Below are 13284 nucleotides of genomic sequence, written 5' to 3'. Positions count from 1 at the left end.
GCGCCGAACTGGAATATCAGCCTGTTCCATTACCGCAATCAGGGCGCGGACTACAGCTCGATCCTGGTCGGCATCCAGGTGCCCGACAGCGAGAACCCCACGTTCGACCAGTTTCTCGCCACGCTGGGTTATCCGAACTGGGAAGAGACGCACAACCCCGTCTATCGCCTGTTTCTCGCGTAGTAAAACGCGTCGGGGTTTACCTTGAGCCCTTCCGACGCCGCAACCCACAACGGTTATCCGGCGAATGAGCCACAAGCTCCGTCTGGACAGCGTTAGCGCGCTTTTCGATCCACTAGCGCCACGAACTAACGCCTTACCGTTATCTCAAATTGAGATATCCCCTATCCGCCATATCGCGTTGCGCGATACAGGCCGTGATCGCCACACTGAGCGCCAGTTGAACACCACGTCCCGCACATACCTTGCATGGGACCGGGGAAGCGCTAAAGCGCCCACTCCGGTCGACAGGAGACAACTCATGCGCACTCAAGTTGGCATCATCGGCGCCGGGCCCGCGGGCCTGCTGCTTTCCCATCTGCTTCATTTGCGCGGCATCGATTCCGTCGTGCTCGAATCGCGCTCACGCGAACAGATTGAATCCACCATCCGCGCCGGCGTGCTCGAACAGGGCACCATGGACCTGCTGACCGAAGCCGGCGTCGGCGCGCGCATGCAAGCCGAAGGCGCGTTGCATCACGGCTTCGAACTGGCCTTCGAAGGCAAGCGCCGGCGCATCGATCTGACCGGACTCACCGGCCATTCGATCACGGTGTACGCGCAGCACGAAGTCATCAAGGATCTGGTCGCGGCGCGCGTGGCCGCGGACGGCGCGCCGCGCTTCGGCGTGTCGAATGTGTCGATTCACGGCATCGAGACCGACTCGCCGTCGATCCGCTACCAGCATGAAGGCGAAACGCACGACCTGCAATGCGATTTCGTGATCGGTTGCGATGGTTCGCAAGGCGTGTCGCGCGCGGCGATTCCGCAGGCGCTGCGTCAGGACTTCGAGCGCGTCTATCCGTTTGGCTGGTTCGGCATTCTGTGCGAAGGCGTGCCGTCGTCGGAGGAATTGATCTACGCGCGTCACGAACGCGGCTTCGCGTTGGTTAGCACACGTTCGCCGAATGTGCAGCGGATGTACTTCCAATGCGATCCGAAGGATTCCGTCGACAACTGGTCCGACGACCGGATCTGGGCCGAACTGCACGCGCGTGTCGATTCGCACGACGGACAGCAGATCGTCGACGGCAAGATCTTTCAGAAGAACATTGTCGGCATGCGCAGCTTCGTTTCCACGACGATGCAGCACGGCCGTCTGTTCCTGGCCGGCGACGCGGCGCACATCGTGCCGCCTACCGGCGCGAAGGGCATGAACCTCGCCGTTGCCGACGTGCGTGTCCTGACGCGCGCATTGAACGCGTTCTACGCGGAGAATCGGTCGGATCTGCTCGACGCTTACAGCGAAACGGCGCTCAAGCGCATCTGGCGCGCCGAGCATTTCTCTTACTGGATGACGAGCATGATGCACCGCATCGAAGGCGCTTCGCCGTTCGAGCAGCAGTTGCAGGTGGCGGAACTGGAGTATGTGACGACTTCACGCGCGGCGGCGACCGCGATGGCTGAAAATTATGTCGGGGTCGCCGTGGCGTAGCGCAAAGCGGGCAGGGCACGCTGCGCGGTGCTCTGCGCGGTTTGAAGCGCCGCCATTTTTCATTGTCGTTCGCAAAGCAACAGTGTATTCAGGATTAGCGGATTTATCCCCTACCACCAGGCACCTAGACTGTCTATATGGCTGCAGTGATAGCCAGATTCACGGCGCGTTTAGAAATAAATGCGGAGACAAATTCTGGAGGTGGTTTCATGAAGTCGCTCATTCAAGCCGTTGCTATCGCTGTGGTGCTTGCCGTGCCGGTAGCCTCATTCGCCGAGTCGTCCATGCAACCGGCGGCGCAAGACGCGCAGTCGGTGCAGGCGTCGCCTGCCGATCAGCAAAATGCCACTCAGGCCGCCAACAGCGGTTATGGTTCGGGCAGCCGTGGTACGTGGCAAGCGGGTTATGCCAACGACACCACGGTGAGTTCTTATTCGCCGCCGATCCGCAACGCTCGCTAAAGGCAAGCAAGCGCAAGCGAACGCAAGCGCATGACATGCTCGCCGCGGCGACGAGTTCGCCGCGGCGAGCAATGTGCAATCCGCAATCCAGTTGATTCACGTTCAAGCTAACGTTCAAGCTCAAGATCGAGACGATCGCATCAACGTCATCTCGTTGCGCAGTAGCGCGATCAGATCGTCATCCGTTGGGCGCGTGCCCCAATGCCGCGCGCCGGCCACCGAAGCAATCGCCATCCACGAATGCGGTGGAAACCACTCGCGCAACAGCGCACCATCCTGACGCACACACAATTGCCCGGTCTGTTCGCTGTATTCGGCGCAGACGACCTTGTCGTCGATCTGCGCGGTGACGCGTCGTGGTTCGGTGCGTAGCAAAGCGTCGCTCCTTTGATCGGTGTGGCGCGATGCGTTGCGCGGTCCGGCCTGGTCAGCGACGCCGCCAGGTTGATGCATCAATGGTTGGCGTTGCCTTGCCAACCGCCGTTCGGGCCATGACCGCCATCGCGTCCATCAGGACCGTGCCAGTCGCCGTGCGGACCGCGAGCGTCATGCCATTCGCGTTCGTCGCGATGACGCGCTTCCCACTCGCGACGTTGCCAGTAGCGATGGCCGTCGTAATAGCGCTCGCCATACCAGCCCGGCGTCACCACCACGACCGGCGGAGCGGGTGCGTACACCGGCGGCGGAGGCGGCGCGGCATACACCGGTTGCGGCGCATACACCGCGCCCGGAATGCCGATGTTCACACCTACGTCGACGTGCGCGAGCGCCACCGACGACGCACCGATTCCCAGCCCTGCAACGATCGCCATCGACAACCAGCGGCTTCGTGAATTGCTCATGTTTTATTCTCGGTTTCTATGATTGAGTGTGAAGGGTCTGGCGCAAGCAAAGGCCTAGTAATGATCGTGATAGTAGTGATCGTGATAGCCGCCGCCGGGCACCACGATGCAACCGCCTAAAGCACTGCCGAGCGTGACGGCGAGAATAACCAGCGCGAGGATTCGTTTCATGACGTTGCTCCGTTGTTGCGTGTGACCGAACTCTACTGAGCGGCGTCATTACCGATGTGTTCGTGTGTAACAGGACGTGTCGATGCCGCTTCGTGCCGTGGCGGCGCGAAGCGGCTGCGAAAGAGGGAAGCGGATGGTTCGGGAAGACCTCGGCCGGGCGCGATAGCGAAGGCCAAGCCATTGAACGCGCTATGAAAAAAACCGCCTACGTGGATGGCCAATCGAATGATGCGTGCAAAGCGATCGACGCACGAACGGCCTCTATCTATACGGCATCGTGTTTCGTCGCGAACCGCGAAAGCGGATACATTCGGTTGCAGACTGAGGATGCCACGCAACATTCACCAGCCTTGCGACGCGTCGCAGCGTCACCTCATCGGGCGCGGTGACCTCTAGCCTTGCTCTGCCGCGAGACCTTCAGCAGCAGAGGCAGTAGAGGCAGCAGAGGCCGCCGCCGCGTCGCGATAGCCGAGCCGCGCGGAGATCGCCTGACCCGACTCCTTCAACAGCGCGACATAGTGCGACTTCGTATCGGCGCCGCAGCGCATGGTCGGAAACGAAACCGACAGTCCGGCGATCACGCGCCCGAAGCGATCGAACACCGGCACGGCGAGACAGCGCAAACCTTCTTCCTGTTCCTCGTTGTCTTCGCCGTAACCTTGCTCACGCACGCGCGGCAGAATGCTCAACACCGCGTCGGCGGACGCGAGCGTTTTTTGCGTCGACTTGCGAAACTCCACATGCGAGAGCACCTCGCGCGCGTCGGTCGGGTCCATCCACGCCAGCAGCACTTTGCCGATCGCCGTGCTGTGCAGCGGATTGCGTCGGCCGATCCGCGACTGCATGCGCAGGCCGTAGTCGGCGTCGATCTTGTGGATGTAGATGATGGCGTCTTCGTCGAATGCGCCGAGGTGGACCGCTTCGCGCGTCACCGCGCCGATGCGGCGCATTTCGATGTCGGCCTCGCGCACCAGGTCGACGCTTTCCAGCGCCTTCGCGCCGAGTTCGAACAGACGGATGGTCAGCCGGTAGCGCTCGGTTTCGACTTCCTGCGTCACGTAGCCGAGCGCCTTCAGTGTCTGGATCACGCGATGCACGGTGGTCTTCGACATGCCGAGCCGCTGCGACAGTTCGCTGATGCCGATCTGTCCACGTTCGCCGATCGCGCCGAGAATCGCGAACACGCGGCCGACCGACGAAGCCGATTCGCCGCGCTCGCCGCCGGCGCCGCAGTCGGCGTTGTCCGCGTCCTGGATTGGCGCGGTGTCGTCGTCTTTGCGCTGTTTGCTCATTGCTGCCATTTCCGTGTTTCCTCGCTATACCGTGCTGCCGGGCTCGATGTTCTTCGTCTGCGCTACTGGGCGGCTATGTTCAATGGGCTACGCCAAGGCCATTTTCGCAGGCGCCGAGAGCATACCGCGTCCGGCGCTATTCGCCGATCTAACGCGCGAGCCACCCACCATCCACCGCCAGTGTATGCCCGTGCACATAGTCGGAAGCGGACGAGGCCAGAAACACCACCGGCCCGGCGAGATCCTCCGGCGTGCCCCAGCGGCTCGCCGGAATGCGCCCGAGAATTTCGTCGTTGCGCTGCGCGTCGTCACGCAGCGCCGCCGTGTTCGCGGTCGCCATGTAGCCGGGCGCGATCGCGTTCACGTTGATGCCTTGCGCGGCCCATTCGTTGGCGAGCAGGCGCGTGAGACCGAGCACGCCGCTTTTCGACGCCGTGTACGAAGCGACCCGTATGCCGCCCTGAAACGACAGCATCGACGCGACGTTGATGATCTTGCCGCCGCCGCGCTGCTTGACGAACTGCCGCGCCGTAGCTTGCGACAGAAAGAACAGGCTCTTCAGGTTGACGTCCATCACCGCGTCCCAATCGTCGACGCTGAACTCGAGCGCGTCGTCGCGGCGGATGATGCCCGCGTTGTTCACCAGCACGTCGATGCGGCCGAACGCTTCCACCGCGGCGCGCACGATGTCGTCGACCGGCGCGATCGACGCAAGATCGGCGCGCACGTCGGCGAAACGCCGGCCGCATGACTGAACGCGCGCGGCCGTGTCGCCGGGATCGGCGCGGCTCACGCCGACGATGTCGCAACCCGCGGCGGCGAGCGCGACCGCCATGCCGGCGCCGAGCCCCGTATTGCTGCCGGTGACGATGGCGACGCGGCCGCTGAGATCGAAAGTGTTCACGGTATTCAAGCCCATGTCGTGTGCAAAGATTGCGCGATATAAGCCACGCCGACCACGCGATCCACGCGATCCACGCGCTCCATCAACGCAGCTCGCGGACCGCGAGATGATCCATGTCGCCGAACACCTGGTTTTCGCCGACCATGCCCCAGATGAAGGTGTACGCGCGCGTGCCGACGCCCGAATGAATCGACCAGCTCGGCGAGATCACCGCCTGTTCGTTGTGCACGAGAATGTGCCGCGTTTCGTGCGGCTCGCCCATCATGTGGAAGACGGCGGCGTCGTCGGCAACGTTGAAGTAGAAATACACCTCCATGCGGCGCTCGTGCGTGTGGCACGGCATGGTGTTCCACAGATTGCCCGCTTCGAGTTTCGTCATGCCCATCGACAACTGGCAGGTGGGCAGCACCTCGGGCACGATGAACTTGTAGATGGTGCGACGGTTGCTCGTGGCCGGGTCGCCGAGCGTTTGCGGCGCCGCCTGCGCGAGCGTGATCGTGCGGGTCGGATACGACGTGTGCGCGGGCGCGCAGTTCACGTAGAACTTCGCGGCATGCGCGGCGTCGTCGCTGCCGAACGCCACGGCTTGCGCGCCCTTGCCGATATAGATCGCCTCTTCGTTGCGCACGGTGTAGCGCTGGCCGTCCACATCGACCCAGCCGTCGCCGCCGATGTTGATCGCGCCGAGTTCGCGCCGCTCGAGCAGATAGTTGACGCCGATCGCCTTGCCGAGCGAGCCCGGCACTTCGACCGCGCGCGTCGCCGGCCACACCCCACCAACAATGATCCGGTCGATGTGGCTATACGTGAGCTTCAGCGCATCGCGCTCGAACACCTGGTCGACGAGGAACTGTTTGCGCAGCCCCGCGGTGTCGAGCGTTTTCGCGTACTCGCTGTTGATGGCCTGTCTCACTTCCATGATTTCGCTTTCTCCGCTCGGTTGAGGCGCCTGGCCACGTCGGGTCCGGGACGCCGTTCTGGCCACGACTGTAGCGCAAAATTCGTATTTCGGAACATCGGTCCGAAAATATCGCGACGCGACATCAACACTGGCAAGCGTTTCGAAGCAGGCGCGGGTAAACGATAAACAGAAAAGCAAACAGAATCGGAACGTCGTTCCTATCTCGGTGATATATTGCGCCGAAAGGGAGAGCCCGGCGTAAGAACGGGACCTTACCGGGTGATTCACCCGACAACGGGACGCGAAGTCCATGGAGGAGGCATGAAGCTCAAGAAGGCCATCGACCGCGTACCAGGCGGCCTGATGCTGGTGCCGTTGTTGCTCGGCGCCTGTGTCCACACCTTTGCGCCGGGCGCGGGGAAATATTTCGGGTCGTTCACCAACGGTTTGATCAGCGGCACCGTGCCGATTCTGGCCGTGTGGTTCTTCTGCATGGGCGCGACGATCGACCTGCGGGCAACCGGCGTGGTGCTGCGCAAGTCGGGCACGCTGCTCGTCACCAAGATGCTGGTCGCGTGGATCGCGACGCTGATCGCCGCGCGTTTCATACCGATCGACGGCGTCAAGGCGGGGCTATTCGCGGGCCTCTCGGTGCTGGCGATCACCACGTCGATGGACATGACCAACGGCGGCCTCTATGCGGCGGTGATGCAGCAGTACGGCACGAAAGAGGAGGCCGGCGCGTTCGTGCTGATGTCGGTCGAATCGGGGCCGCTCGTCAGCATGATTATTCTGGGCGCGACCGGTGTGGCGTTCTTCGAGCCGCGGCTGTTCGTCGGCGCGGTGCTGCCGTTTCTGATCGGCTTCGTGCTGGGCAATCTGGATAGCGAGTTGCGCGAGTTCTTCGGGCGCTGCGTGCATCCGCTGATTCCGTTCTTCGGCTTCGCGCTCGGCAACGGCATCGATCTGAACGTGATCGTGACGAGCGGCTTGCCGGGCGTCGTACTCGGACTCGGGGTGATCGTCGTGACGGGCATTCCGCTGATTCTCGCGGATCGCTGGATTGCGGGAGGCAATGGTGCGGCGGGGCTGGCGGCGTCGTCGACGGCGGGCGCCGCGGTCGCGAATCCGGCGATCATCGGCGAGATGATTCCGCGCTTCAAACCGCTGGTGCCGGCGGCGACCGCGATGGTGGCAACCGCGTGTCTGGTGACGGCGATTCTGGTGCCGATCCTGACAGCACTGTGGGTGCATCGGCATCAGGCGCGCAATGCGTCGTCAGGCGAGGGGTTGGAGGCGGGGAAGGCGCCGCCCGCACCGTTGAATGAGCCGCGCGACGTGCATGTTTGAGGGTGGGGCGGACGTTGGCTCGCTCAGCGGGCCATCTTCCGCTCCAGCATCGCCTTCACCTCAAGCCACTCATCGTCGATGATGCTAAAGCGCGCCGAATTGCGTTTGCGTCCATCCGGCATGATGCGTTCATGCCGGACGATGCCTTCCAGTTTCGCGCCGATACTCAGAATCGCCGCGCGCGATTTCTCGTTCGATTCGTCGGTGGTGAGTTGCACGCGCACGCACTGCATCGCTTCGAATGCATGGCGCAACAGCAGATACTTCGCTTCGGTGTTCACGCCCGTGCGCTGCATCGACTGACTCAACCAGGTGTGACCGATTTCGAGCTTGCGGTTGATCCGGTCGATTTTCCAGAACCGCGTGCTGCCGACCAGCTTGCCCGTATCGCGTTTAACGATCACGAACGGCATCACCGTACCGCCCGCCCTGCTTTCAAGCGCGGCGGCGATAAACGCGCCCATGGTTTGCGGACCCGGCACCACGGTGACGGTCATGTTCCACAATTGGCCGTCCGCGGCGGCGTCGAGCAGGCCTTGCTCGTGTTCCGGCTGAAGCGGTTGAAGTTCGAGGGTCTTGCCAGTCAGCGTGGGTTGCATGAGTCGGGGCAGGTTGTCGTTGTTCACGGTCGTCACGGTCGTCACAATAAAAAAGTCCGCGAGTAACACCTCGCGGACCCGGCACAGTAAACGTTGCTGACCAGGCAGCGGGAGCATGCGCTCCCGAACTACCTTAAGGCCACAGCGGCCATAGCGAGCGCTTAAGCCGCCGTCACCGAAACCGACTTGGTGACCAGATAGGCTTCCATTGCTTCCGGACCGCCTTCCGAGCCGTAGCCGGAATCCTTCACGCCGCCGAACGGCATTTCCGGCCAGGGCGTAGCCGGCTGGTTGATCCACAGCATGCCGACTTCCATCTGCTGCGACAGCATGTGCACGTTGCTGAACGACTTCGTGTACGCATAACCGGCGAGGCCGAACGGCAGACGGTTGGCTTCGGCAATCGCTTCTTCGAGCTTGTCGAAACCGCGAATCGCGGCGATCGGGCCGAACGGCTCGTTGTTGAACACGTCCGCTTCGAGCGACACGTTGGTCAGCACGGTCGGCGCGAAGAAGTTGCCTTCCGAGCCGATCCGCTCGCCACCCGTTGCCACCGTCGCGCCGGTCTTGCGTGCGTCGTCGAGCACCTTGCTCATGGCCGTGAGGCGGCGCGCGTTGGCGAGCGGCCCGATGGAGGTGCCTTCCGTCAGACCGTCGCCGAGCTTGAGGCTTTCAGCATGCTTGACCAGCGCCGCGGCGAATTCCTCGCGGATGCTGTTATGCACCAGGAAACGCGTCGGCGAGATGCAAACCTGCCCCGCGTTGCGGAATTTCGCGGCGCCGGCCGCCTTGACGGCGAGCGCCACGTCCGCGTCTTCGGCGATGATCACCGGCGCGTGACCGCCCAGTTCCATGGTCGCGCGCTTCATGTGCGCGCCGGCCAGCGCGGCCAGTTGCTTGCCGACCGGCGTCGAGCCGGTGAACGTGACCTTGCGGATCACCGGGTGCGGGATCAGATAGCTCGAAATCTCGGCCGGATCGCCGAACACGAGGCCGACCACACCAGCCGGTACGCCCGCTTCGACGAACGCCTGCAGCAGCGCTGCGGGCGACGCCGGGGTTTCCTCCGGCGCCTTGACGAGGAACGAGCAACCGCAGGCCAGCGCCGCGCTCAGCTTGCGCACCACCTGATTGACCGGGAAATTCCACGGCGTGAAAGCGGCGACCGGGCCGATCGGCTCCTTCAGCACCAGTTGCTGCACCGACAGGTTGCGCGGCGGCACGACCCGGCCGTAGACACGGCGGCCTTCGTCCGCGAACCACTCGATGATGTCCGCCGCGGACAGCACCTCGACGCGTGCTTCACCCAGCGGCTTGCCCTGTTCCAGCGTCATCAGACGGGCGATGTCGGCGGCGCGCGTGCGCACCAGTCCGGCAGCCTTGCGCATGATCGCGGCGCGCTCGTTGGCCGGCACCTTGCGCCAGGCCTCGAAACCACGTTGCGCGGCGGCCAGCGCCCGGTCGAGATCGGCAATGCCGGCATGGGCCACTTTGCCGATCGGCTGGCCGGTCGCGGGATTGACGACGTCGAGGGTCTTGCCGCTCGCGGCGTCGCACCACTCGCCGTTGATCAGGAGTTGAGTGTCGGTATAGCTCGGAATGGCCATGCTGGGGTTCCTGTAAGTGGGAAAACGACAGGCCGCGCGGTCGTGAAACATTGGGCTGAAACAGCGCGGCCAGGGATGGACTGCCGATACCAATCATCTTATCTGATTGCAGCCGATGGCATCGACCACGCGCCCATCCGCGGCGCCCGGCACGCGGCTTGCGGCACGGCTGCCGCGACGGCGGCAACGTAGTGGAAGCGGCGTCGCGCAAAGAGGCGTAAAGTCAAACGGCAGTGGCACGAACCGGCGCGGCCCCGCGGCGGCAAATGCAGCCCCAATCAACCCGATGCACAAGGAATCGACATGCCAACCGGTACAGTGAAATGGTTTAACGACGCGAAAGGCTTCGGCTTCATCACCCCCGACGACGGCGGCGAAGATCTGTTCGCGCATTTCTCGGAGATTCGTTCCGAGGGCTTCAAGTCGCTGCAGGAAAACCAGAAGGTCAGCTTTGAAATCAAGCAGGGGCCGAAGGGCAAGCAGGCAGCGGATATCAAGCCGGTGTGAAGGTGCGGGCAGCCGGTCCGTGCGCGTGAGTGCGCGGCCGGTCATGCGTCGCGGGTAGCGTCGGCGCAGTCTCGAATCGTCCGCGAAATCGCCTTCCGGCTGTAATAAATTTTGCCTGGAAGCGATGGTACAAACTCGTCGGAGCCAGGCCGACGAGCGGACTTCCACGTCAGCGCCACGCGCGCTGCGGCGGACGTTTTTTCTTCAGGTTTCCTTCAGCTTCGCTCCGTAGTATTTAGCGCGATTCACCCGTTTCCCCGCGGGTAAGTGTGCCGATAGTTTTCCGACAGAAAACTGAAAGCACCCATCCAGGCTTGCCGGAGCGTCAATGAAAACCCTGTTTTTGCAGGCGCCGTCGTATGACGGCTTCGACGGTGGCGCGGGTTCGCGCTATCAGGCCAAGCGTGAAGTCCGTTCATTCTGGTATCCGACGTGGCTCGCCCAGCCCGCCGCGCTGGTGCCCGACAGCCGCGTGCTCGACGCGCCCGCCGACGGCCTGTCCGTCGACGCCACGCTCGACATCGCCCAGCAATACGATCTGGTGGTGATCCACACCAGCACGCCGTCTTTCCCCACCGACGCTCTGTTCGCCGAAGACCTGAAAAAGCGCAGGCCCGCGCTGCTGATCGGCATGGTCGGCGCGAAGGTCGCGGTTGATCCGCACAACTCGCTGATCGCGAGTGATGCGATCGATTTCGTCTGCCGCGAAGAATTCGATTTCACCTGCCAGGAAGTCGCCGAAGGCAAACCGTTCGCGCAGATCAAGGGGCTGAGCTACCGCGCGCCCGACGGTTCGATCGAACACAACGAAGCCCGTCCGATCCTCGAGAACATGGACGAACTGCCGTTCGTCGCGCCGATCTACCAGCGCGATCTGAAGATCGACAATTATTTCATCGGCTATCTGAAGCATCCGTACGTGTCGATCTACACGGGCCGCGGCTGCCGCTCGAAATGCACGTTCTGCCTATGGCCGCAAACGGTGGGCGGGCATCGCTACCGCACGCGCTCCACGGAGAACGTGCTGGAAGAAGTGAAGTGGATTCGCGACAACATGCCTGAAGTGAAAGAGATCATGTTCGACGACGACACCTTCACCGACTTCAAGCCGCGCGTCGAGGAAATCGCGCGCGGTCTGGGCAAACTCGGCGTGACGTGGTCCTGCAACGCGAAGGCGAACGTGCCCTACGCGACGCTGAAAATCATGAAGGAAAACGGCCTGCGCCTGCTGCTGGTCGGCTACGAATCGGGCGACGACCAGATTCTGCTGAACATCAAGAAGGGCTTGCGTACCGATATCGCGCGTCGTTTCAGCGACGATTGCCGCAAGCTCGGCATCAAGGTTCACGGCACCTTCATTCTCGGCCTGCCCGGCGAGACGCAGGACACGATCCAGAAGACGATCGAGTACGCCAAAGAGATCAATCCTCATACCATCCAGGTCTCGCTCGCCGCGCCGTATCCGGGCACGACGCTGTACAACCAGGCGGTAGAAAACGGCTGGCTCGAAGAGAACAAGGTGATCAACCTCGTCAGCAAATCGGGCGTGCAGCTGGCGGCGATCGGCTATCCGCATCTGTCGCGCGACGAGATCTACCATCAGCTCGAAAACTTCTACAAGCGCTTCTATTTCCGGCCGTCGAAGATCTGGGAAATCCTGCGCGAGATGCTGACCAGTTGGGACATGATGAAACGACGCCTGCGTGAAGGCGTCGAATTCTTCCGCTTCCTGCGCGCTCACGAGGCGTGAGCGCCTTGCATCTGGTCGCCGCCGCGCTGGCCTGTGCGTGCGCGGCGGGGGCGGCGTTCGGCGTCGCCTATACGGTGCTGGCCGGCGCGCTGATCGGGCGCTTCTTCGCGCGAGCGGTGTCCGAGCCGAGCAGCTTTCCGCCGGTCACGATCGTCAAGCCGCTGCACGGCAACGAATGGGCGTTGCTCGCCAATCTGTCGAGCTTTTGCCAGCAGAACTATCCGGGTCCGGTGCAATTCCTGTTCGGCGTGCACGATTGCGCCGACCCCGCGCTGCACACCGTCGACGACCTGCGGCGCCTGCATCCCGGCGCGGATATCACCGTGGTGGCCGACACGCGCCTCTACGGCCCGAACCGCAAGATCAGCAACATCCTCAATATGCTGCCGCAAGCGCGGCACGACGTGCTGGTGTTCGCCGATAGCGACGTCAGCGTCGGCCCGGATTATCTGCGCAACGTGATCGGCGAATTGCAGAAGCCGGGCGTCGGGCTTGTGACCTGCGCGTATCGCGGCGCGCCCGATCCGGGTTTCTGGCCGAGGCTGTCGGCGAAGGCCACCAATTATCAGTTCCTGCCTGGCGTCGTGACCGGTCTCGCGCTCGGCCTCGCGCGTCCGTGCTTTGGTCAGACGATCGCGATGCGGCGCGACACGCTCGAAAAAATCGGCGGCTTCACGCCGTTCGTGCGGCACCTCGCCGAAGATCACGCAATCGGCGAAGCGGTGCGCATGATCGGCGAGAAGGTGGTGATTCCGCCATTCACGATTTCGCACGCGTGCGTCGAAACGAGCGCGATGCAATTGATCGCGCACGAACTGCGCTGGAGCCGCACGATTCGCAGCGTCGATCCGCTCGGGCATCTCGGCTCCGCGTTGATCCATCCGCTCGCGTTCGCGTTGCTGACCGTGATGTTTTCCGGCGGTGCGCCGTGGGCGTGGGCACTCGCGTTGCTGGCGATGAGCGCAAGGCTTGCGCTGAAGCTGCTGTCCGATCGTGCGCTGCGGCAAGCGCGTCGCGATCTGTGGTTGTTGCCGTTATGGGATATCGTGTCATTTGCGATTTTCGTCGCGAGTTTCTGGTCGTCGCGCGTGATCTGGCGCGGCTTCAGTTTCAAGGTGGACGGCGACGGCCTGTTGTCGGCGCAGCCGGACGAATGACGAACGAATCACCCACGAATGACGGATCAACGGCAGTCCGGATCGGCCATGAAACGCGGCTTTCCCGAACCTCTACGTCATGCCGCGCT

Annotated in this window: 13 protein-coding genes and 1 pseudogene; 7 read left to right on the top strand and 7 right to left on the bottom strand. The window is 63.0% G+C overall.

From position 1 onward, the window contains the following. From HWY05_RS11710 to HWY05_RS11700, 3 genes and pseudogenes are all read left to right on the top strand, one after another. A pseudogene (locus tag HWY05_RS11710) lies at window positions 1-183 on the top strand (threonine ammonia-lyase, biosynthetic); the annotation flags it as partial. Window positions 184-481: 298 nt separating this feature from the next. Continuing rightward, window positions 482-1654: a 4-hydroxybenzoate 3-monooxygenase gene (locus tag HWY05_RS11705; protein WP_035545761.1), complete on the top strand. Its 1173-nt coding sequence runs from the start codon at window positions 482-484 to the stop codon at window positions 1652-1654. A 209-nt stretch (window positions 1655-1863) separates the two neighbouring features. After that, a complete protein-coding gene (locus tag HWY05_RS11700) occupies window positions 1864-2115 on the top strand; it encodes a hypothetical protein (protein ID WP_035545758.1) in 252 nt (83 codons plus the stop codon). A 120-nt stretch (window positions 2116-2235) separates the two neighbouring features. Here HWY05_RS11700 and HWY05_RS11695 read toward each other — a convergent pair whose 3' ends face one another. The 5 genes from HWY05_RS11695 to kduI all read right to left on the bottom strand — a co-directional run bounded on the left by HWY05_RS11695 (window position 2236) and on the right by kduI (window position 6243). Then, window positions 2236-2490, bottom strand: a complete 255-nt coding sequence (locus HWY05_RS11695; protein WP_176058415.1) for a hypothetical protein — start codon at window positions 2488-2490, stop codon at window positions 2236-2238. Between the two features lie 77 nt (window positions 2491-2567). Further along, window positions 2568-2957 (bottom strand): hypothetical protein, encoded by a 390-nt coding sequence (locus tag HWY05_RS11690; protein ID WP_035545756.1) that lies wholly within the window; start codon window positions 2955-2957, stop codon window positions 2568-2570. A gap of 563 nt (window positions 2958-3520) precedes the next feature. Continuing rightward, complete coding sequence (gene kdgR, locus HWY05_RS11685) at window positions 3521-4429, bottom strand: DNA-binding transcriptional regulator KdgR (RefSeq protein WP_176058414.1); 909 nt, start codon at window positions 4427-4429, stop codon at window positions 3521-3523. 139 nt (window positions 4430-4568) lie between these two features. Next, the gene (gene kduD, locus HWY05_RS11680) at window positions 4569-5339 is read right to left on the bottom strand and encodes a 2-dehydro-3-deoxy-D-gluconate 5-dehydrogenase KduD (RefSeq protein ID WP_176058413.1); all 771 of its coding nucleotides are present in this window, start codon (window positions 5337-5339) and stop codon (window positions 4569-4571) included. A 67-nt stretch (window positions 5340-5406) separates the two neighbouring features. Then, window positions 5407-6243 carry a 5-dehydro-4-deoxy-D-glucuronate isomerase gene (gene kduI, locus HWY05_RS11675; RefSeq protein ID WP_035545749.1) on the bottom strand — a complete coding sequence of 279 codons (837 nt, stop codon included), beginning with the start codon at window positions 6241-6243 and terminating at the stop codon, window positions 5407-5409. 303 nt (window positions 6244-6546) lie between these two features. Here kduI and kdgT point away from each other — a divergent pair, with 303 nt between their 5' ends. Then, complete coding sequence (kdgT, locus tag HWY05_RS11670) at window positions 6547-7575, top strand: 2-keto-3-deoxygluconate transporter (RefSeq protein ID WP_176058412.1); 1029 nt, start codon at window positions 6547-6549, stop codon at window positions 7573-7575. Between the two features lie 23 nt (window positions 7576-7598). Here kdgT and HWY05_RS11665 read toward each other — a convergent pair whose 3' ends face one another. Together HWY05_RS11665 and HWY05_RS11660 are read right to left on the bottom strand one after the other, a co-directional pair. Further along, the gene (locus HWY05_RS11665; protein WP_035548920.1) at window positions 7599-8174 is read right to left on the bottom strand and encodes a GNAT family protein; all 576 of its coding nucleotides are present in this window, start codon (window positions 8172-8174) and stop codon (window positions 7599-7601) included. Between the two features lie 161 nt (window positions 8175-8335). Beyond that, on the bottom strand, window positions 8336-9781 hold the full coding sequence (locus tag HWY05_RS11660) for an NAD-dependent succinate-semialdehyde dehydrogenase (protein WP_035545743.1): 1446 nt from the start codon (window positions 9779-9781) through the stop codon (window positions 8336-8338). Between the two features lie 303 nt (window positions 9782-10084). On the opposite strand from HWY05_RS11660, the gene HWY05_RS11655 reads away from it, so the two are divergent. The 3 genes from HWY05_RS11655 (at window position 10085) to hpnI (ending at window position 13195) form a co-directional block, all read left to right on the top strand. After that, a complete protein-coding gene (locus HWY05_RS11655; RefSeq protein WP_007181784.1) occupies window positions 10085-10288 on the top strand; it encodes a cold-shock protein in 204 nt (67 codons plus the stop codon). 328 nt (window positions 10289-10616) lie between these two features. Then, on the top strand, window positions 10617-12038 hold the full coding sequence (hpnJ, locus tag HWY05_RS11650) for a hopanoid biosynthesis associated radical SAM protein HpnJ (RefSeq protein ID WP_176058411.1): 1422 nt from the start codon (window positions 10617-10619) through the stop codon (window positions 12036-12038). Then, window positions 12035-13195 carry a bacteriohopanetetrol glucosamine biosynthesis glycosyltransferase HpnI gene (gene hpnI / locus HWY05_RS11645; RefSeq protein ID WP_035545738.1) on the top strand — a complete coding sequence of 387 codons (1161 nt, stop codon included), beginning with the start codon at window positions 12035-12037 and terminating at the stop codon, window positions 13193-13195. Before hpnJ ends, hpnI begins: the two co-directional genes overlap by 4 nt. Window positions 13196-13284: the final 89 nt, after the last annotated feature.

This window comes from Paraburkholderia sp. BCC1876 (assembly GCF_902833695.1).
In the GTDB taxonomy this organism is placed as follows: Bacteria; Pseudomonadota; Gammaproteobacteria; order Burkholderiales; family Burkholderiaceae; genus Paraburkholderia.
The sequence above is the reverse complement of the archived record's forward strand: the minus strand, read 5'-3'. Positions and strand labels throughout refer to the sequence as shown.